The sequence below is a fragment of the Nostoc sp. DedQUE02 genome (genome assembly GCF_034531035.1).
Lineage (GTDB): Bacteria > Cyanobacteriota > Cyanobacteriia > Cyanobacteriales > Nostocaceae > Nostoc.
The window spans coordinates 48,600-69,715 of sequence record NZ_JAVRBY020000042.1; the positions used below are offsets into that span (position 1 = coordinate 48,600).

The 21,116-nt window shown below is 42.0% G+C and carries 19 protein-coding genes and 1 pseudogene; 5 read left to right on the forward strand and 15 right to left on the reverse strand.

The genetic code is table 11. The features are described from left to right. The first annotated feature begins 136 nt into the window (after positions 1 to 136). Positions 137 to 967, forward strand: coding sequence for a class I SAM-dependent methyltransferase (locus RMX98_RS25615; RefSeq protein WP_322680129.1), 831 nt, complete (start codon positions 137 to 139; stop codon positions 965 to 967). Between the two features lie 40 nt (positions 968 to 1,007). Here RMX98_RS25615 and RMX98_RS25620 read toward each other — a convergent pair whose 3' ends face one another. Further along, positions 1,008 to 1,475 (reverse strand): GNAT family N-acetyltransferase, encoded by a 468-nt coding sequence (locus tag RMX98_RS25620; RefSeq protein ID WP_322680130.1) that lies wholly within the window; start codon positions 1,473 to 1,475, stop codon positions 1,008 to 1,010. A gap of 132 nt (positions 1,476 to 1,607) precedes the next feature. Further along, the gene (locus RMX98_RS25625) at positions 1,608 to 2,417 is read right to left on the reverse strand and encodes a Uma2 family endonuclease (RefSeq protein ID WP_322680131.1); all 810 of its coding nucleotides are present in this window, start codon (positions 2,415 to 2,417) and stop codon (positions 1,608 to 1,610) included. Positions 2,418 to 2,633: 216 nt separating this feature from the next. Between RMX98_RS25625 and RMX98_RS25630 the strand changes: the two genes are divergently transcribed. Next, positions 2,634 to 3,671, forward strand: a complete 1,038-nt coding sequence (locus RMX98_RS25630) for a serine/threonine-protein kinase (RefSeq protein ID WP_322680141.1) — start codon at positions 2,634 to 2,636, stop codon at positions 3,669 to 3,671. Between the two features lie 60 nt (positions 3,672 to 3,731). Next, positions 3,732 to 5,129, forward strand: a complete 1,398-nt coding sequence (locus tag RMX98_RS25635) for a serine/threonine-protein kinase (protein ID WP_322680132.1) — start codon at positions 3,732 to 3,734, stop codon at positions 5,127 to 5,129. A gap of 189 nt (positions 5,130 to 5,318) precedes the next feature. On the opposite strand, the gene RMX98_RS25640 is transcribed toward RMX98_RS25635, so the two are convergent. From RMX98_RS25640 to RMX98_RS25695, 12 genes and pseudogenes are all read right to left on the reverse strand, one after another. Beyond that, positions 5,319 to 5,570, reverse strand: a complete 252-nt coding sequence (locus tag RMX98_RS25640) for a hypothetical protein (RefSeq protein WP_322680133.1) — start codon at positions 5,568 to 5,570, stop codon at positions 5,319 to 5,321. 38 nt (positions 5,571 to 5,608) lie between these two features. After that, positions 5,609 to 5,743, reverse strand: a complete 135-nt coding sequence (locus RMX98_RS25645; protein ID WP_322680134.1) for a hypothetical protein — start codon at positions 5,741 to 5,743, stop codon at positions 5,609 to 5,611. After that, positions 5,727 to 5,825: pseudogene (locus RMX98_RS25650) on the reverse strand (type II toxin-antitoxin system HigB family toxin); the annotation flags it as partial. The pseudogene RMX98_RS25650 and the gene RMX98_RS25645, both read right to left, overlap by 17 nt. A gap of 104 nt (positions 5,826 to 5,929) precedes the next feature. Next, positions 5,930 to 6,292: a hypothetical protein gene (locus RMX98_RS25655; protein WP_322680135.1), complete on the reverse strand. Its 363-nt coding sequence runs from the start codon at positions 6,290 to 6,292 to the stop codon at positions 5,930 to 5,932. Positions 6,293 to 6,902: 610 nt separating this feature from the next. Beyond that, positions 6,903 to 7,616, reverse strand: coding sequence for a response regulator transcription factor (locus tag RMX98_RS25660; RefSeq protein WP_322680726.1), 714 nt, complete (start codon positions 7,614 to 7,616; stop codon positions 6,903 to 6,905). Between the two features lie 277 nt (positions 7,617 to 7,893). Then, complete coding sequence (locus RMX98_RS25665) at positions 7,894 to 11,466, reverse strand: DUF4912 domain-containing protein (protein ID WP_322680714.1); 3,573 nt, start codon at positions 11,464 to 11,466, stop codon at positions 7,894 to 7,896. Then, complete coding sequence (locus tag RMX98_RS25670) at positions 11,414 to 11,536, reverse strand: hypothetical protein (RefSeq protein ID WP_322680713.1); 123 nt, start codon at positions 11,534 to 11,536, stop codon at positions 11,414 to 11,416. The genes RMX98_RS25665 and RMX98_RS25670 overlap by 53 nt, the downstream gene beginning before the upstream one ends. Before the next feature lie 703 nt (positions 11,537 to 12,239). Further along, complete coding sequence (locus tag RMX98_RS25675) at positions 12,240 to 13,253, reverse strand: hypothetical protein (RefSeq protein WP_322680712.1); 1,014 nt, start codon at positions 13,251 to 13,253, stop codon at positions 12,240 to 12,242. A 368-nt stretch (positions 13,254 to 13,621) separates the two neighbouring features. After that, positions 13,622 to 14,728 (reverse strand): precorrin-8X methylmutase, encoded by a 1,107-nt coding sequence (locus tag RMX98_RS25680; RefSeq protein ID WP_322680725.1) that lies wholly within the window; start codon positions 14,726 to 14,728, stop codon positions 13,622 to 13,624. A gap of 113 nt (positions 14,729 to 14,841) precedes the next feature. Further along, complete coding sequence (locus RMX98_RS25685; RefSeq protein WP_322680711.1) at positions 14,842 to 15,465, reverse strand: hypothetical protein; 624 nt, start codon at positions 15,463 to 15,465, stop codon at positions 14,842 to 14,844. A 3-nt stretch (positions 15,466 to 15,468) separates the two neighbouring features. Further along, positions 15,469 to 15,816 carry an STAS-like domain-containing protein gene (locus tag RMX98_RS25690; RefSeq protein ID WP_322680710.1) on the reverse strand — a complete coding sequence of 116 codons (348 nt, stop codon included), beginning with the start codon at positions 15,814 to 15,816 and terminating at the stop codon, positions 15,469 to 15,471. A 16-nt stretch (positions 15,817 to 15,832) separates the two neighbouring features. Then, positions 15,833 to 16,744 carry a hypothetical protein gene (locus RMX98_RS25695; RefSeq protein ID WP_322680709.1) on the reverse strand — a complete coding sequence of 304 codons (912 nt, stop codon included), beginning with the start codon at positions 16,742 to 16,744 and terminating at the stop codon, positions 15,833 to 15,835. 299 nt (positions 16,745 to 17,043) lie between these two features. Between RMX98_RS25695 and RMX98_RS25700 the strand changes: the two genes are divergently transcribed. Further along, positions 17,044 to 19,008, forward strand: a complete 1,965-nt coding sequence (locus tag RMX98_RS25700; protein ID WP_322680708.1) for a heavy metal translocating P-type ATPase — start codon at positions 17,044 to 17,046, stop codon at positions 19,006 to 19,008. A 434-nt stretch (positions 19,009 to 19,442) separates the two neighbouring features. Here RMX98_RS25700 and RMX98_RS25705 read toward each other — a convergent pair whose 3' ends face one another. Further along, entirely contained in the window at positions 19,443 to 20,051 is a 609-nt protein-coding gene (locus RMX98_RS25705) for a PadR family transcriptional regulator (protein ID WP_322680724.1), read from the reverse strand. A 561-nt stretch (positions 20,052 to 20,612) separates the two neighbouring features. Here RMX98_RS25705 and RMX98_RS25710 point away from each other — a divergent pair. Then, a complete protein-coding gene (locus RMX98_RS25710; RefSeq protein ID WP_322680707.1) occupies positions 20,613 to 21,026 on the forward strand; it encodes a hypothetical protein in 414 nt (137 codons plus the stop codon). Positions 21,027 to 21,116: the final 90 nt, after the last annotated feature.

Here is a 21,116-nt window from a genome sequence, read left to right on the forward strand (position 1 = left end):
TATTTTTGTACATTAACTAATTATTTGTCACTGTTAGCAGATTAATGTCCGCTTTGACAAATTCATTTAGCCTTAGAGAACTAAAATCTAGCTTCTCTGTAAATATTATTCTAGCCATACCTCACCTTGGCAATAAATGACAGACGATCCGATCATTACTCACGAGGCATTCAAGCAATTTGAGCGTGACAAATTTTCTCTTGTAGCTCAAGAATACGATCGCGCGATCGCTGTTGTGACTTCTCAAGTAGATGAAGCCATATTGGATGCCGTTGGGGCTAAATCTGGTACTCGATTGCTGGATGTGGCTTGCGGAACTGGGTGGCTTAGTGCCGCAGCACTAAAGCGGCAGGCTATAGTCACAGGATTAGACTTTGCAGAGAAGATGGTGGCCATTGCCAGAGTGCGATGTCCTCAAGGGTCATTCTATCAAGGGGACGCTGAAAACCTAACTTTCGAGTCGGGCCAGTTTGAAGCGGTGGTTTGTAACTTGGGTATTCTCCATTTTCCAAACCCAGAAAAAGCGATCGCTGAGTCCTTTCGCGTACTCAAATCGGGAGGACGCTACGCTTTCACCTGCTGGACACCACCAACGCGCAATCCATTTATGGCTCTGATACTGGGTTCGGTGCAAACTTATGGGAGCATGGATGTGGATCTACCTTCTGGGCCACCCTTGTTTCGCTTTGGCGATCGCACTGAATGCGAAATGGTTTTAAGCGCCGAGGGATTCACTCAGGTGTCTGTCAGGGAACTACCAATCAAGTGGACTTTCTCTACACCTGAAGATGTGATGCCAAAGATTGTTGTAAGTTCGGCGCGTCTGGGGTCGATATTGGCAATGCAAAGCGATGAGCAACGGCGTAATATTGAAAACGCAATTATTGAGGGAGCCTCAAAATATATCACAGAAAATGGTGTGGAAATTCCCGCTTCTGTGATGCTGGCTGTAGGTTATAAGGCATAAGCTAGAACAACTTTTTTGAAATTGCTTGAATTCAATGAATTTAGTAATTTTTGAAGTGTTTTTCCATGACAAAATTTATCAGCTTTTGCCCTCTACGCTCTACTTCTTGCTTTTTGATAACAATAAATCCTTGACTCTCAAAAAAAGGTTTAGCTGTAATACTGGCTTCTGTAAATAACTTTTCCACCCCTAAAGACTTTGCTTTTAATTCAATCTGTTCTAAGATTTTCTTGCCAACACCTTTTCTTTGAAAATCTTTATGACAATAGAAACGGTCAATATGACCATTAGCTTCTAATTCTCCAAAGCCAATAATTTTGTCTTCTTCTGCTACATAGGTAAACTTACTTCCTAAACTTTTAATCCAAACTTCAATATCCATGTTTGCTGGTGCCCAAGCATCTACTTGTTCTTGTGTGTAATCGTGAATATTCACTTCATGAATAGTGTCGTAGAACAATTTCATAATTTCTTCAGTATCAGCTATTTCGTATATTCTTAATTTCATAAAGAAAGTAATTAATTACAAATAATCCCTCTTCTAAGAAACAAGGCAGAAGGCAGAAGGGAAGAGGATTTGACTTGTTTCTTGCATCCATAAGAGAATGGATGTAAATAAGTAGTTGATTTTTGATCGATATTATGCTTCTGGTTCAATGCCAAGCGATCGCAATTGAGCAATCAGAATCTCATTTCGTTGGCGTTCAAGTTCTGCGCGTTGGCTTTCCTGTTCAGCACGTTGGCGTTCAAGTTCTGCGCGTTGGCTTTCTTGTTCAGCGCGTTGGCGTTCAAGTTCTGCTCTTTCATCGCCAGTCAACAATAAATTACCTTGCAAATCCCACCAACGTAACCAGGGCAATTCCACGTTTTGATAAACTCCAAGCCTTATGCCTAACTCCACTCCTAAAGGAGGTATAGGATAATGTCCTCGTTCATTTGCTGCTAATAACTGGTATTGTCCACCAATCAATTCATACACTTCTATACTGGCTTTATTCACTTCATAAATGCCATAAAACGGAGGACGAATTACTTGCTCATAAATCCAAAATTTGCCCTTCCAAGGGGTTGTATCTCGTTCTTCACTCCCATCACCAGAGACGAATTCTAAGACAATTAATGGAGCGATGTGTTCTCGCCAAAATACATAAGAACGGCGCGTCAATCCATCTAGTAAGGGCGGGACATTTCCTACATAAAACCAATCCGGTGCTGCTGCTCCTTTCTCTGGAGGATCTGTCAACCGCCAGTAAATACCTAAGTCCTGACCTATACAATATTGACCTTCTGGATGTAATTGCTGGAGAATGGGTGTAATTGAATCCGTAAGTAAGATACTTTGGGGATGCTCTTGCCAATTTTTTACAAAGGTGCCGTCAGAGTCTGGTAGCTGCGTATGGTCAGGGAAAGGAGTGAGTTCGTCGGTGGTTGGATTGGTTGCAGAGGTCATAAGATTACCTTTGCACTAGCTAAAGGTTGTTTTTAGTTTAGCAATAGAGAGAGAAAAAAGCGTAGGCGTAGCCCGCACTTCGACAAGCTACTTCGGCTACGCTCAGTACAAGTCAGTGACCATCGTAGACATCGCACCTGTTCTGTCAAAGCTAGGCTCAAGTTATTAAGGCTCTCTTGTGTGAGAATTAATCAAAGCATTTTGGGAGTTGCAAAGATGGCTTGGGTAGCTGGCGATCGCTTGCAAGGTGGAAAATACACCGTTGAGAAAGAGTTAGGAAGAGGACGCTTTGGCATTACTTATTTGGTTAAAAATCAGAATGGCGATCGCCAAGTCATTAAAACCTTAAATGATGACTTGCTAAATTCCCTGAACCAGTTAGAACGCGGACGACTGGAAACAATGTTTTGGCAAGAGGCGGTAAAACTTACTCAATGTAAACACAAACATATTGTGCAGGTTGCAGAACCGTTTAAAGAAGGAGAACACTGGTGTTTAGTAATGGAATATGTGGATGGTGTGAGTTTAGCTGACCGTCGCCAACAAATACTTTCTGAATCAGAGGCTTTACGCTATATTCAACAAATTGGGGAAGCACTGATTAAAGTACATGAAAATCGGTTGATTCATCGAGATGTACATCCAGGAAATATCTTTTTGCGAGTGCGAGAAGGACAGCCGGAAGCGGTGCTAATTGATTTTGGTTTAGCTCTCGATTTCGATCATATTTTAACTACAAGTAGAACTAAGGAAACTTCTGAGGGATTTACACCGCCTGAACTTTATGCTCAACATACTAAACCAACTGGAGCATATAGCGATATTTATTCTCTGGCGGCAACTCTTTATGTGCTTTTGACTGGAAAAACACCAGTCAGTGCGCTCAAACGTAAGGTGGATAACGCTCCTTTAGTGGAACCGAAAAAACATAATCCTCAAATTAGCGATCGCACAAACCGAGCAATTTTAGCAGGTATGAAGCTAGACCCGAAACAGCGATCGCAATCGATGCGGGAATGGCTCGATTCTTTGGGTTTGACTAGAGAAAACTTGCAGGCTTCAGTAATTGAACCATCTAAAACTAAGTCAAATTGGGAACGAAACATCCAGTTTTGGGGAGTGGTGATAGCTGCGATCGCAGCTTTAGGAGGCTTACTTGCAGGGGTGGGTGCTGTGATGGATAAATCAAAACCCCCTGCACATAATAGTCCACCATCAGTATCTCCTAGTCCGTCATCTAGCAAAACACAGTAGAATTAGCTAAACTCTCATGAAAACGCTGGCATTAAAGTAATTTTTTACTTAGAGGTATTCATGCCTTGGATAGTAGGACAGAAATTGCAAAGTGACAAATATGAAATTAAGACAGTCCTGGGACAGGGGGGATTTGGGATTACTTATAAAGCTTTGCATGTTGATCTAAACCAGACAGTTGTAATTAAGACACCTAATGAATATCTCAGCCACGATCCGGAATATGAAAAGTACATAGAGAGATTTATTCAAGAAGGGCGGATACTCGCACGCTTATCAGAAGACCCTCATCCTCACATTGTGGGAGTGATTGATTTGTTTCGGGAAAATGCTACTCACTGTTTAGTGATGGACTTTGTTGAGGGAGAAAATTTATTTGAGGCAGTGAAGTGTAAGGGGGCTTTACCGGAAGCAGAGATTGTACCTTGCATCCGCCAGATTGGGGAAGCTTTGAGCGTAGTGCATCAGGCAGGGTTAGTACATAGAGATGCCCATCCTGGAAACATTATGATGCAAAGAAATGGCAAAGCGGTTTTAATTGACTTTGGAATTGCTAAAGAAATTTTGCCTAAAACCTTGAGTTCAAAAGGTATTGCAGGTAATGAAGGTTTTGCACCCTATGAGCAGATGAGTAGAGGCAGTCGAGAGCCAACCGTCGATGTCTACTGTCTAGCTGCCACACTCTATTATGCAGTAACAGGTCAACGCCCAACAACTTCTTTGGCTCGAAAACTCGATAATGCTCCCATAATTTCACCTAAACAAATTATTCCAAGCATCAGCAATGGATTAAATCAAGCAATCCTTAAGGGTATGGCACTGGAGGCAAAAGATCGTCCTCAGTCCATGCAGCTATGGTTGGCAATGTTAGAAACACCAAAAGCAATGCCTTCATCACTCGTTGAACCAGTCTATAGAACAGAAGTTGTTCTTTCCAAAGCCAAGCTAAACTCAAAGGCAATTCCAATTCAACCAAAACGAGCTACTAAATCACCTAAAATTATTCCCTGGGGCTGGTTGGTGGGTGTATTACTGAGTTATCTATTGATAAGCTTCTACTTATCTGTGCGTTATGCTTCATCCTGGGTTTTGATTATTGCTGTGGCTGTGATTGTGGCAGTGGCAGTAGCTATAACTGTGTATCAAGGTAAAGCTATAGCTAATGCTATAAATAAGGCTGTACAACAGCTTATGAGTGTAATTTTGCTTGCGATTATGAGTGTGGTTTTTTGGTCTGTGCCTGTAGTCCTAGTTGTCGCTGTAGTTGTGATATTGGGTTTGCCTGTGATTATAGCTATGGTTGTTAGTATGTATAGTGGAGTATTTATGGTTTATAAATGTGGATATGAATTAAGAAAATCTTTTAGCAAGTTTCATACTTTTTTAATATTAGTTAGTACTTGCATTTTTGGCTTGGGTCTGGGATTTTGGCTTGGGTCTGGGATGGTTAGGACATAAGATTTTAGCTCACAGCTTTATAATCTTAAGCTAAATGACAAAAGATTTTGTAGCTGTTGTATCGAGTAGAAAAGCGATGTCTAACAACAAGCCGCTACGCATCTACGCACCTTTAACCTCATACCAAAATATTAAATTTCCGGCTCAACACCAAGCGCTGGTTTTAAGAGTGTTGTTATAGAAAATAAGCTAGGTAAATAAACTGATATCTACATTAAAATAGTTCGCCAACGCTTCTGCTTGAGTTTTACTAATGGTGCGATCGCCATTAACAATTTGCAAGGCAATTTCCAATGAACCAATTACCTCAGCTAATGCTTCTGTTGTAGTATCGCGTGCGTCCATCAGATGCACTAACATCGAATTGGGCGTACCTTGGGGAATTGGGTAATGGGTTTCTTCAAACTGCTCAATTAATGTCACCAACAGTTGCAACAGCATTTCTTCTTCTGGTGTACGATTGGGACGATGTTCTAAGGTTAACGCAAGTGCGTAGACGCAAAGCGGCTTGTCTTTGACATCGCTTGTTTGTTTTCTGCATCCGTAGTAATTATTTTTGGCTGATACTCGGCTAGCAATTTCCCATAAGATTCTGGATTAAAAGTACGGGTCATTTTTCCATTTATCCTTATCATATTCAGCGTGAGTCAGGACATATTTAATATAGATTCTTTGAGTTTCGTAAACAATAAAAGTGACGCTTCTCTCTGTTATCTTTTTTCTATTGGTTCACCACATAACCAAGAATCTCCCGATTTGAATTCGGGAGAGTGTCAAAAAACCTAAATGTATTGTCTTTATTAAATAACAACCTCTTGCTTAGGCTTCCGTACTGGACGCTTGCGTTCGCTGCGACGAACGCCCCCTGCCATTTTGTATTCATCGCTATTCTTGCCATACTTTGCAGCTACGCTGACTAACACATGTTCTGTTAATTCCATCAGCGATTTTTCGGCTAATTCAAAGGCCCCCTGAGTTAGATCCACCGTCGAGAGGGTGGAGTTATGAGCTTCCAACTTGTCCTGTGTTTTTTTGATGGCGGCGGCAAAGGCGTCAATAGTGACTCCATTACCTAAATCTAAGGTGGGACTAATCGATTTCAAACCCGCAATCCGACGCTGTGCCCTATCAAGTACTTTAGACCCACGTTTTGGACGTGACATAAATAACCTTCCTTTTTTTAATTATGCACTAGGATAAAAACTGACTTATATCCTTGTCTTTACACCATTAGGATAAACAAAATCGGGGTGATTAACACCCGCAATATTCAGTATGTTTTAATAATTTAATACAGCAAATATTGTTGTATTGCGTTAATTTACTGAGATTTGCCCGAATTCAAGAAACGCTCGCCCGAATTCAAGAAACGATCGCCCGAATTCAAGAAACGACCGCCCGAATTCAATAAACGACCGCCCGAAATCGATGTATTTATTGCCTAAATTCTCAAAACCTCACCCCAAACCTGATTTACTAAGGTTTTAGCTTTAGTTTTACCCCACCCTAACCATCACTGCGATTAAGTAGGTAATCTTTGGGATTTAAGAAGAAATTCGACTTGTGTGTACACGGTAGCCAATACATACAGAGAGGGCTAGGGTGGGGTAATTCAAGGACTGATAGTAATTCGATAACTTGTGTGTACACCGTAGCTCCTAAAAGGAGAGAGGCTTTGATTTTTGTCCCCCAACGCTACAAGGGTTGCAGGGTGGTTTCATACAAAGAAAGAAAAAACTTTGTGCTTTTAATGTGTTTTGTAAAAAAATTATTCTATGATTTTCCAATTTGTTCTCGTAGCTTCTCGGATGGTTTATTTTCTTGATTAAGAACAGAATTTGCATAGATTGCAAGTTGCGATCTATTTTTGAGATTGAGACGGTTTAAAAGACTTGTCACATGAGTTTTTACTGTTCCTTCTGTAATAAAAAGTTTTTGGGCAATTTCGCGGTTAGTTGCACCAACACCTATTAAACATAAAACTTCTTGTTCTCGTGCGGTAATTTCTGATGGCTTTGATGAGGCGAAGTTTTGGCTAGTTGAAGCCGAAGCCGCTTCCATTACTAATAATTTATCAAATAACCCCGGCCCAAATTGAGTATAGCCATAATGACCAAACCGAATCGCATCTGCTAGCTCACTTGAGGGCATATCTTTGAGCAAATATCCTTTTGCGCCTGCACGCATTGCTCCTGTTAGATAAGAATCATCATCAAATGTACTCAAGACGAGAACTTTAATATTGGGAAAGTTTTCCACTATCAGTTTTGTTGCAGTTCGTCCATCCATTTCCGGCATCCGAATATCCATTAGCACCACATCGGGCTGGAGTTCTGCAACAAGTTCTAGAGCAACTTTACCATTCTCAGCATCACCGACCACCTGCAAATCAGGTTCCTGTTCTAGCATCGCTTTGAGTCCCTGACGAATGAGGCTCTGATCGTCAACGATTAACAGGCGAATTGGAGAGGATTTATCATTTTTCATCATAACTATCTTTTTTTGGTTTAGATGAACGATCAATAGACATCTCCAGAAATTAATGATGCATTACCTGAAATTATTGTCAAAAGTTATATATCTTAATATTTCTCAATTCAATTTCATCAGATGTCTAAGAAAAGGCAAATCTAGTCATACGAGGGGCAAGTCGCTCAATGCTCGGTAAGGTTATTCCTTGAGGGTTGAGTTTCGACTACGCTCAACTTCCGCGCAGTCGAAACCCGGCCAGATCGAGTTAGGTTTAATTTAGTCCTTCTACTTATTAGCTTTCGGAAGTTTCCTGGAAGAACTTCTTATGGATAGTTCTTGTGGATTCTCCATCAGCAGCTACCGTGATCAGATAGTCCATTAAACCATCGGAAAAGGGAAGACGTAAGTGGAAAGTACCATCGGGTTTGATTTTGATGTTATGACCACCAATGTTTACGGTTGTATTTGGTTGGGTGGCTCCGTGAATAATCAACTCAGCATCTGCCACAAACCAAAAATCTCCGTGGGGATGACTGAAAACTCGAACATTCGCGGAACGGGCGATGAGTAACCAGCGATCGCCATCAGCAATATAGCCAATTTCAACCATATAGTCGCGATCGCTCACGGGAATCGCTACAAAGCGATCGCGTGCTACCTCTTCCGATTCATACTGCTGTACAAGCTGGGGACTTTGATAACTCAAGTCAATGCCAGTAACATCATAAAGCCGCACTACTAATTGGGAGCCGCCCTGTTGGCGCAGCGCTTCTGCCTGAGCCTTGGAAATGTGCCAAGAGACATAAGCCCATTTGGGAGTGCGGGGTGTGAGCATAATACTGCTCTCTTCTTGGACAATCTCTTCTTGGGTATCTACCAAGTTAGTATGTGTTTCGCTGATTAACGCTACATTTTCAACTGGGGGATCTGTTGTGGGATCTGTATGTACAGGACTGAAGACACGAACGATCGCGGAACGGGCGATGAATAACCAGCAATCGCCATCAGCGACATAGCCAATTTCAGCTATGTAGTCGCGATCGCTGATGGGAATTTCTACAAAGCGATCGTGTGCTGTCTCTTCACATTCATACTGCTGGACAAACTGAGGATTTTGATAACTTAGGTCTATGCCAGTTACATCATAGAGCCGCACTACCAATTGAGAGCCGCCCTGTTGTTTGAGTTCTGCTTTCTTGGTTTCGGAAATCTCCCAAGAGACATCAGCCCATTGCTCAGTGCGGGGTGTGAGCACAATACTGCTCTCTTCTGCACTAATCTCTTCTTGGGCATCTACCAAGTTAGTATGTGTTTCATCCTTTTCCACCACATGATCAACTATGGGATCTGGATTCACAGGACTGAAGACACGAACAATTGCGGAACGGGCGATAAATAACCAATGTTCGCCATAAGCGATATAGCCAATTTCAGCTACGTAGTCGCGATCGGTGAGGGGAATTTCTACAAAGCGATCGTGTGCTGTCTCCTCAGATTCATACTGCTGTACCAGGTGGGGGCTTTGATAACTCAAGTCAATGCCAGTCACATCATACAACCGCACTACCAATTGAGAGCCGCCTTGTTGCCACAGTTCTGCTTTCTTGGCTTGGGAAATCTCCCAAGAGACATGAGCCGATGTATAAGTATGTGGTGTGAGGACAATACTGTTCCCTTCATCTGCATCTACTAAACCAATAGCGGTTTCGGCTGCGATTGGCTCATCATCAACCGTAGTATAAATTTCTCCTTGGTCATCTGATGCCAAATTAGTAGCCCAACTTCCAATTCCTGCGCCTGCTGCTACGGCAGCAGCAGCAAAATCTGTGGAGTCTGTTTCTGCAACATCTTCGGCAACAGTCGGCTCGGCTGGAGATGTTTCCTCTGGGAAATCGGTGGTGGGTTCGGCTGCATCCGCCACTACATTGAATGCATCTCCTGGCAATTCTGGCAATTCTGGCAAATCAAGCAGTGAAGACGTTTGTGTTGCTGATGGTTCCACTTCGGCTGCCACTTCGTCAGACTCGGCTAAGGGCAATTCATCTACTGAGGCTGTATCTTCAGTTGAGGTGATACTCTCTAGCCAGTTCAATTCTGCCTGGAGTTCCTCATCTACCGGCTCTTCATCAACTGGTGTATCCCAATATCCAAAATCAGATGTGCCAGAAGTCACATTTGGGAATTCCGGGAGTGGGGCTGTCACCTCAGATAAAGGCAATTCCTCGTCAGAAGATACCTCTTCTGTAATATTAGCTAGGTGAGGATATGAAGTATTTACTACAGCTGCTGGGGCTTCTATGTCCCATGCAACTTCATCAGACTCAGGATTGGTTGTCTCCGTATAATTATTTAGCTCAATAGTCTGATCAATGGCATCTGGTTCTGTTTCTTTGTTGGTAAAGTTAGACCAGGTAGCCGCGCCGATACCCGTTGCTAAAGCTGTACCACCGGTTAAAGCTGCGGCTCCGAAGTTGTTATTGTTATTTTCTGCCGAACCATTAGCTACGCCCGATGTGCCTTCGTAGAGGTTAGAGTTAGAGGTGCCATTAGTTGCCTCTTGTACTAAATTTGATGTCCCCTGAGTTGCATTCTGGGTCAAGTCAGATTGTGTTTGAGCATAGATGTTGAAAGGAGTGCGTTCGGGGGTTTCTTGCTCTTGAAAGTGCGATACTGGCTGCTCTTCAAGTATTGCTCCATTCAGGGAGGGGGCAGTGCTGGCATCGAGTACCGCAGTTTCTCCATTTTCTGCGTTCGGTAGATGAGGATTTGATTCTGGTAAGTCTTCTGTTTTCTCCGTAGACGATGAGCCTTTTCCCGAAAGCCACCATACTACAGAAACAGCTACAGTCACAAAAAACAAAGGTAGCAGCAACCATAATGGTGCTTCTTTATTGACAATTGGACTATTTTGTTTTGCAGGAGCAGCCACAAAGGGCTTTTCGCCAAATACAGAAGTAGTGGCATTAGGAGAAGGCGCAGCGCCTGTTGTCGTTTGGGCGCCAGGGGAAGTTGTAGCAGCCGGTTGTGATACACTGGCTGCGATCGCCTCTGCTTCTGCCGTTATCCCTTGTTCTATAGCCTTTTGTCCTTGAGGTGCAAGGGTATAGCCGAGAAAATCAACTGTGGTTAAGCTGGGATTTTTCTTGTAAACATAAACTAAAGGTTGCGAGAAGGGATATTTAGTATCATCTGGCAAGGCTTGATGTAATTGCAGAACTCGCACACCTTTCAACTTGGACACCTGATTAGCTAATACATAGCTGATACCGTCTTTGCCCAGTTGTTTGATGATTTCTGCGGTATTGTCCTCAGTTAGTTGGGTAGCATTGGCCCCTGTAGCAAATTCAGCAGTTTTGAAGGCTGGATAAGTACGAAAAGTATCGCGAGTTTCACTGCTGTTAGGGTGGTCGATTAACCGAATCTTCTCTGAAGGTCCTCCCAGTTGTGACCAATTTGTAATTTGTCCCCGGAAAATTCGGGCGAATTGCCTACTGGTCAAACTTCCTTTGAAAGGATTATCTGCACCAACCACGATCGCAATCTTCTCACGGCGCAAGCGAACTTGCTCTAGTCCTTGGGCTTTTTCGGCTGGCGTTAACCCCCGCCCCATCGCTACTATGTCGATTTTGCCATCTAGCAAATCTTTCAGTGCCGTATTAGTGCCGTTAGCAGCAATTTCAACCTTTGCACCGGCAAACTGTTTTTCAAAATTTTCTTTCAGGCTTTGGTTGATTGCACCCAAGCTACTGGAACCGTCAATCCGCACTATTGATCCATTTTGCACCGTTTGTGGCAGTGGAAAAGAGGTCACTTTAGGTGTAGATTGTGCCAGCATCGGTGCTGATACCACCAAAGTTGATGCCATCGGGGTTGTAGCTAAGGCAACCCATAATACCAGCCTGACTATCGAAGTATCTTTTTTTTCTTGTTGCCACATATGCCCCTTAATTAAAGTAAAAAATAGAAAGCCTGCTAGTCCTAAGTCGCGATCTTTTTAGAGATTATGGAGGAGACGGGCTAATTATACATCTGAGTTATCTTTAGTTCTAATTGCTTTCCAGTACTTATACTGATTTATACTTCGCTGGAGCTTGTATAGCATGATAATTTATACTCTAATTACTAAAGTCTGTTTACTATAAATTTTTCTAAGTTATATTGCAACTTATACCAATTTGGTAGCTTATGGCCACAATTATGAATTATTGAATTACTAAAACTGGTAAAGTGTAGCAAATTCAATATTATTTAACAATATTATTTTCAGTAGTACTGAACAATGGGTATCCTCTTGTCTTGGCTGAATACTGATTGTTCAGCGCTGATTTGAGGCATTCAGGGCAGTAGCAGCTAAAGTGCCACCTCCTAAAATCCCTGGAACTGTAATAAAAAGCTGCGTGAATGGTGCAAGTCCCTGGTTCAATACTTTTCGGGTTTTGGGGGAAAGGGGAAAGGGAAAGGTTTTAATTCACCTTTAACCTTTTCCCAGACCAAAAGAGAGAGAGACGTAAACGCCAGCCTGATTATTTTGAGTCAAGGCTGAAAAATTTTAACAGCAATTGTCGGTATATCGGATGCTATATACGCCTGTGGAGAACTTCTAAGACCTGAATCATGTGACTTTGAGTTGTGTGAGGTTCAAAAAAGCTTATTTAGGCGAAATTTTATATTACTTGTTTTCAAACTGAAGTAACGGCGTTGTAAAAATATTTCGCGTTGCCAACTTGATGCATTTCGCCAGCGTTCATAGGTAGGAGAGGCAATGTCTGTTAAAAAGCTACGCCACCGTGCAGTCAGTTCCTCAATCCCCGTTTCTGTTGCTCGAATCCGACCATTGTCTATCATTGCCTGACGTAATTGATAGTTGTCGCGCAGGCGTTTTAGAGATGCAATGATTTCCTCAACAGAAGCTACTTCTATATAATCGAGTTCGCTTTTACGTTCATATTGGTAAGCAGATTCACGACCAAGAATAATTGGAACTCCAGCTTGCCAAGCATTATATAATTTAGATGCTGGTTTCCAGTTATATGTATTGCTATCAAAGCTACGCACAGCAATCACAACATCCACATCACTGTAGTCGTGCCAGCGTTCAAAGTTGACAATATTCCAATTTAAACCTAAAGCATTGACTTGGTGTTTCCAGGCATCTGTTTGCATTTGGGGAACCAAGTTGTCTACTTGACCAAAGTAGGCAACATTTTCAAATTTATCACCACGCTGATGATCGCGAGGAATCAATCCAGACTGGGGCCAATGGGGCATATAATGAGTTTGCCAAAGGCTTGCAGAGTATTTTGTCATTTCATCTTGAGTATTTTGAATAATATGAAGCTGTGCGTAAGGATGATGACTTCTATCTGCACGCAAACAAACAATCAATAATTGTGGTGTTGGTTGTAGGTTGTCTGGCAAAAAATCGCGATGCGCCAAAACAATTCCTTCAGTGGGTAAAGTTCCTACCAATTGACATGGAAATCCATCATTTTTGAGGTGAAGATAGGTTTGTAGAGTCCAGTTATATTGCCCTTGACCGTAACGTAGAGAATTTTGCCATTGCCAGTAAAGATCCGAACTTTCTAATATGCGATCGCTAGGCCATTGGTTTTGGGGAATATAAAAATAAATAGCTGGTAACTTATGATTCATGGAAAAATGGAATCAGTTTTTAGTCGAGTATAGCAATCCGATTTTATTTTTGTTCCCGAAGCTTGGCGTAGCCATATTTATTTGGGTAGGAGGCAATGGGCAATAGGTAATAGGTAATAGGTAATAGGCAATAGGCAATAGGTAATAGGCAATAGGCAAGAAGCCTTTTTGAGTTGTACTGAATTTTTTCACGCAATCAAATATTAGTCCTATAGCCGTAGTCACATAGGTTAGGACATAATGACAAGCGTGAATGCTAGGAACAGTAATAGTTTTACTCCTGCCTCCTGCCTCCTGCTATGTATAACCCAGGCAGTTTTGAATACTGGGTATCCTGCTGTTTTAACTAAATACTCATTGTTCAACACTCATTTGAGATAACAATGACAATCTGGTTTATCAATCAGTGACTCAACTAAGGCATTTAGGGCAGTTGCAGCTAATGCGCCACCTCCTAAAGTCCCTTCAACTGTAATAAAAGGTATCCCTTGTTGCATCAGTTGTCGCTTGGCTGCGGGAGCATGGCTAAAGCCAATGGGCATTGCAATAACTAATGCAGGCTGAATTTTTTGGTTAGCAATTGCTTCACAAGCTTCCAGAAGTACTGAGGGAGCATAACCAACTACCAGGACACAACCATTACTTACTTGCTGCAATTTTGCTCGCCATTCTCGATGTTGCCAAAAGGCAAGTTCTGCCTCGGTGGCGGTGGTAATATGGGGATTATCAATTAAAGTTTCAGTGCGGCATCCCAAGTGAAGTAATCGGGTTTGATCTAAAGCAGCAGCAACCGTTTGGGTATCGACAACAATTTCACAACTTGAAGATAAAGCTTCTCGACTAGTTGCGATCGCATCTCGACTCAATTTGATAAAGGACACTAAACTGACATCGCCACAAGCCAAAACCAACTGAGAAATTAAATGCTGTTCAATTTCCGAACGGTGAGACAAATCAGGTAATAAACGTTGTAGCGATTCGGTAAAAGCTTCTGAATGGGTATGAATTTCAGCATCCAAGCCACTCCAGAGATTTTCCAATCCTCCCAATCCAGCTTGAGTTTCGACATCGAGTAACTTCAGTTGTGCCAAAACTTCCGCTTGGATAATTTGACAATGGCGATCGCGCCCCAATAATCCTTCTAATGCTGATGCAGTTTGTCGCAGTTGAGAAATTTGTTGCATCACCGCGCGATATTGCTGCTGGAGTTGTCCCATCAGGTTAACCGTTGTGTCGGCTTCTGGTTCCACTTCCAAAATATTGCGGATATGGTTTAGCTGAAACCCTTGCTGCTTGAGTGCGACAATCCGTTGCAACCGGAGGACATCTTTTTGAGTGTAGAGACGGTAATTGCTAGGCGATCGCACTGGTTGCGGTAACAGTCCCAATTGATGGTAATGGCGCACCATCCGCGGAGTTAAACCACCTCCTACCAAGTGCGTTAACTGCTTAATTGTCAGTTCGCTACTTTTGATTTCCACAAATTATGTTTTAATAAAAGTTAATTATTGTCGAGGGGGCGTTTAGGAAAGGCGATGTCTGACGACAAGCGACTACGTGTCTACGCTTTTAGCCTAGCTTAGTTAAACTATCTGCTAACCAATAATTTTTTCTGTACATTAGCTTCTTGGATAACGTTGTTGTTGCTCGTAAATACCTGAATATCTGGAACAACAGCATAATCCATGTCATGTGTGATAATTTTAATTTTCCCTGCTCCTGCTCTGCTAATAGCTTCGAGAAGTAGTAAATCGTAGCCGTCAACAGCTTGAGTTTGAAATCTGTTTAGTGCTGCATCGGTTGTTGCGTCATCTACTGTCAGATCAACAGGAACAGCAAGCGCCTTAACCTGACTCCAAGCTGACTGAACTTCGGCAACAACATTCATTCGTTCATTTGGATAATTATGACGGTATTCTTTAAGTGGCAAAAACCCATACAATTTTTTATAAATCTCATATTCAGTTTTTTCAATGATATGAGCCAGTTCAGCTAAAATTAGCCCAGAATATGTAAGAGTGGCTCCATTTAAAATAGCTTGGTTGATATATTTAAGATAATTGCCGGATTTGGATACTTTAGTACCAAACCCAGCATTTGTATAAGTCTGCCAAAACCAGACGTTGGTATCTACAAGAAAAATATCACCCTGCTGGGGATTATCAGTTTTGATGTCGATGATATCAGCTTGGATGTTAAGGTTGACCACCATGCTTTAAAAAGTTGCAGCCTGCTCTGTAATTACTGCATCAACTGCATTACGAAATTGCTCATCGGAATAGTAATGCTTCGCATTGGCAATAACACGCTCAAGAACATTCCACCCCTCAGAATTTATAGCGGTGAACTCAACCAGTCGATTAAGGTTATCTGCTGGAACATCCTTCAAGAGATGACCGATCGCAAAGTTGAAAAAAGGAGAAGCAAAGACCTGAACTCCAGTAAAATCTAATTCTACAGAGTTGCCAGCAATCAGAACTGGGTGAATCTGATCGTATACCTTCTGCCCACTCTCAGCGCTGATGGCGTATTTCCCAACGAGATCAAAAATTTTGTATGCCATTCCTCTATCTCCCTATTTAAAATAACCGCTTCTTAAGTTGATGAGCTTCAGTTGCTAGGCAGTAGTAAGATTCATCACAGCGAAGTGCAATATTAATCAGGGTTCCCTTAAAATTAGTACATCTGTTCTCATATATAATATTATCGCCTATATTGACATATCCGTCATTACTAAAAATTGTAAGGTTTCCATGATTTTTTACGATGAACTCTTGCAATAAATTTAAGCCTGCGCCACGCGAAATACTGTCTTGCTTAGTGCTATTTCCCGGCTCGAACGCCCACTGTAGAGCCTCATTAGCAGTCTTGTCTGAGTTCTGAGGTAGAGAGCGAACACTAGTAGGGATACCAATACCAAAGTCGATGACCGTCAGATGAAGAAAACCAAGCTTGGGGTAGTGCTGACCGCAGCTGAACACCCCCACAGGAGATTGACTATGATCAAATGCATTGAAATATATCTCTAAGACTCGCCCTGTAATTGCATCTTGTAGTCTTGGACTGATGTTGACCCAACCTTTACCCAGCCAATTATATTTTAGATAGTCTGTAATACTATTAAAATCCTGATGAAGATCATTCCGGTAAGGTATGGAGTTGCCGTCCCAGGGTTTCCTGTCACAACCGAAATCACACAGGAAGCCATTCTGAGCTAAGTTCATACTAATTTTCTCTGGAAGTGTATTCCAATCGAAAGTGAGAGATCCGCCACGAGCTTCGATAAGACGAAATAGTCCCCCCAAAAAAGCAACGCCGTAGTGTCCCAAAAATTCGCAGTAGTGAAAATCTACCTTGATATTTAAGCAATCTTGGGGTAATTGCTCAATTTCATCCCTGAGTTTAAATAACTTATTAAAATGATGGGGATTATCATCAATCTTGGTTACATAAAGAATTAAATTTGGCTGGTTTTTAGTCTCTAACAGCAAGATAACTCCGACTATTACAGATATTTATTAGTAATTTATATCTTGAACTTTAACACTGGTATCAAGAAGATTTAGCACTTTTTTCTATTGTGGAGCGTGCCAGAGTCAATCGCTTTCATTCTCTGATCAGAAATTTGAAGGTTTACAAATTAGCGCACTATACCCAAAATAAAATACACATTAACATAGAAAATCACTCTGCAAACCTATCCAGTCTCCATTTCAAATTCATTATAAAGCTTGACATTAACATCAATGTCAAGGTTTAGCGTAAGAGAGTCCTTGTTAATTCATCTCTCATGCTCTACCCCCAACGTTTTGGCCAATTCACCAAAGAACACGCAGATACTTTAGCAGCCCTTTTATGTGGATTCCTATTATTTCTCGGATGGTTCGCCTTGCATCTCGGTTGGTTGGGATGGGCGTTCCTGTTACTACCTGCTGCTTATGTAATTGGTGGTTACGAAAGTGCGCGGGAAGGATTGACTACCCTCTTCAAAGAAAAAGAACTCGATGTCGATTTGCTGATGATTGTCGCCGCCATTGGTGCTGCGAGTCTCGGCTTATGGCGAAGAGAATATCATCTAATTATTGATGGGGCAATTTTGATTCTGATCTTTGCTATCAGTGGCGCATTAGAAGGCTATGCAATGGCGCGAACTGAGCGGAGTATTCGCAGTTTGATGAGCCTGACACCAGATACAGCAAGGGTTTTACTTCAAGGAAGGGAAGAGGAAATTCCGATCAGCCAGCTAAAAGTGGGTGATGAGATTCTCGTCAAACCCGGAGAGTTAATTCCTACTGATGGGATAATTTTATCTGGTTACAGTAGCCTCAATCAAGCTGCGATTACAGGTGAGTCTTTACCTGTAGAGAAAACAGTGGGTGCAGAAGTATTTGCTGGCACACTCAACGGCTATGGTGCATTGCAGATTAAGGTACACAAACCAGCCCAAAGCAGTTTGATTGTGCGTGTGATTCGTTTGGTAGAACAGGCGCAAACAGAAGCACCACCTTCGCAAGAGTTTATCGATCGCTTTGAGAAAGGATATGCCAAAGTCATTGTAGTAGCTGGGATATTGCTGGCAACTTTACCGCCATTTCTTTGGGGGTGGGATTGGGAAACAACAATTTATCGGGCGCTTACTTTCCTTGTGGTAGCTTCTCCCTGCGCGCTGATGGCTGCAATTATGCCCACGCTGCTTTCAGGAATCGCCAATGGTGCAAGACAGGGGATTTTGTTTAAAAATGGGGCACAGTTGGAGAAAATTGGCAAAGTCCGAGCGATCGCATTTGATAAAACTGGTACTCTGACAACAGGACAGTTGCAGGTATTCCAGGTAATTTCAGTTAGTAAATACACTCAAGTAGATGTATTAAAAGCTGCTGCTAGTGTGGAATCTTATTCAGAACATCCCATCGGTAAGGCAATTGTGCAGGCGGCTAATGATTTAGATTTGGTTGGTGCAATCCAAGTACAAGCCATACCTGGACAGGGAATTATCGGAATCGCTCAAGAACAACAGATAATTGTCGGCAATGCCGTTTTTGTCCAACAGTATGTCACAAATTTACCTGAAGAACTGCGAAAAATGGCTCAATCTTTGGAGCAAGAAGGTAAAACTGTGGTTTGGGTAGCGAAAAAGCCCACCCTGTTTCCTGCTCCCCTCCCTGCTTGCGGGGAGGGGTTGGGGGTGGGGTGTTTTGATGTGATAGGTGTAATTGCGATCGCAGATGAGGTGAGAATCGAAGCAGCCGCAACTATTAGCCGGTTAAAAAAACTGGGAGTTGAACAAATTATCATGTTAACCGGCGATAATCAGGAAACTGCTTACAGTGTCGCCAAAACAGTCGGAATCGATCAAGTATATGCTCAACTTCTACCAGAAGATAAGCTAGATGTTATCCGCCGTTTACAGCAACAATATCAAACTGTGGCGATGGTAGGCGATGGAATTAATGATGCACCAGCTTTAGCACAAGCATCTGTGGGTATAGCAATGGGTGTATCTGGTAGTGATGTGGCATTGGAAACCGCAGATATAGTACTGATGGCAGACAGGTTAGAAAAAATTGCTGTAGCGATAGATTTGGGTAGGCGATCGCAAGCCATAGTAAAACAAAATGTAGTCGTAGCTTTAGGTTTCATTATGTTGCTTTTAGTGGGCAACTTTCTAGGAAATATTAACCTACCCATCGGCGTAATTGGCCATGAAGGTTCTACAGTATTAGTTACCCTTAGTGGACTAAGATTGCTTAAATAAAAAATAGAAAAGTAGTACTTTGTCAAGCTAATATTCGTGAGAATGAGGTTTTTGTTAGAGAGCGGCAACAGCAGCAAAGAGGTTTTAGTCAGCGATCTCATGTTGAATCGACGAACTCGTTGCCGCCTCATCCCAACGATTTCTAAAATCTGGAACCTAGATGTTGCAAACTAAAAGAACACTAGTTTATATGTATCACCAATTTTACCAATAGGAGCAGAAACTGAAATATTTTTGTATTCATCTTGATAGGTTAGATTAGCACTACACTCAAGCTGTACTTAGGCAATAGGCAAGAGGCAAGAGGCAATAGGCAAGAAGCCTCTTTGAGTTGTACTGAATTTTTTCAGAAATCAAATATGAGTCCTAATATATTTCTAAAAATCAAATCACCAGTGTAAAAAGCTGGCGGTTTTTGTTTCAATCTAACAGCTTTACTCAACGAAAATAGAACTTGCTTCTGAGCAATGTAAACTTGACAGATTAGTAGTAGAGCAGGGTAATAGCTTTTGGTCACTGATAAGTGCGATCGCACTCTTCAACCAATCAATATAAGTCTCTTCTCTTCGGATCACCAACTCCAGCACCAGCCTTTGCATCACCTGCTCACGATTAGCAGACTCATCACCGAGTGATGGTAAATCGATGGTTTCACACTCAGCAAGCTTTTTGCTTCGAGCCGCCAATTGTTGCTCTAGTAAATGAATGATGGTTTCATTTGACAACTGATCTGCAAAATGCAACTGGACTAGCATTGGTTCTCGTACAGTTGGTAACGGCTGATGAATCCCAAGCCATCGGGCGAATTCGGCTTTCCCTAGCTCCGTCACACCGTAGACTTTGCGATTGGGGCGATCGTGCTGAATCTCAATCGTACAGGTAATCCAGCCTTGCTCAACTAGCTTATCGAGAGTTCTGTAAATTTGTGCCTGATCTGCTGGCCACAAATGGGCAATGCATTGATCAAAGCAGGTTGTTTTGAGGTCGTAACCCGTCATTTCTTGCTGCTGAAGAAGACCTAGAATTACATTTGCTAGCGACATGAAGACGGTTTTCCCATAATTGATATTTTCTTGATCGGTTTTCCACCAATACTTGTCGGGTTTTGGGTGAAAGGGACTCATGTTAAAAGGGAAAAAACCTTAGATATCAAGCCTTCCACTCCTTTTCCCTTTAACCAAGCAGTGTTGGGTTTTACACTATGTACTTCTTATAAGTTTATGCTAATATATGATTAATCCAATATAAGATATAACTTTATAAAAAAATGTTGATCGTAATGCTTCTTAGCAAGGAAACCAAATACATAAACTGAGGTTAGGCAGATGGGTAATGTACTGCTTGCACAAGACGGGGAAAAAGTAGCGATATATTTTGAGTGCCGCTCTTGTGAGTTCAGCCTCTGGTAGAGAAGAGAAAACAAGGAGAAGTTCTGATAATATCTGCAAGCTTTCTAGCGAGTATCTACGCCACTATGGGATATGCTACTCATCGCTAGCCTATATTCTACAAACCAGTTGTTCGGTATAGTCTATTCGCGATCAATACCAAGGTAGAAATTATTTAAGCCATTAAAGACTATTGTAACAAGAGGATGAGTAACATTGACTTCTAACACACTTACAGAAAGAATACGTCAACATCAATATCTACGTGATTTACGAAACAAATTACTCCACCTGCACAAGATGTTGCTGGAGACAGAACGCATTGCCTACGAACAGGTTAGTGGACGAGTATCAAGCGGAGAACTCCTTCAGCTAGTGATTGCTCATGAACAATTTGCTTGGCTACATCGCATTTCTGAGATGGTTGTGCAAGTTGATGAAATGCTCCAAGCAGATGAACCGATATTGCTGGACGATTTCCAAAAGTTGATTGCTGATGTCCGCACGCTGATTGTACCGTTAGAGACAGGTAATACCTTCGAGAGAAAGTATTACAACGCTCTCCAGAGCGAACCTGGGGCTGTGTTGGCACATGCGGAGATATCCAGATTTCTTACCTCTAAAGTTTAAGGTAATGGATTTCGGTGTTGCTGAATCGAGGTATGAATTTGGATGTAGAGACTAGCAATTGCAACGTCTCTACAAGGATTTTGAAATAAC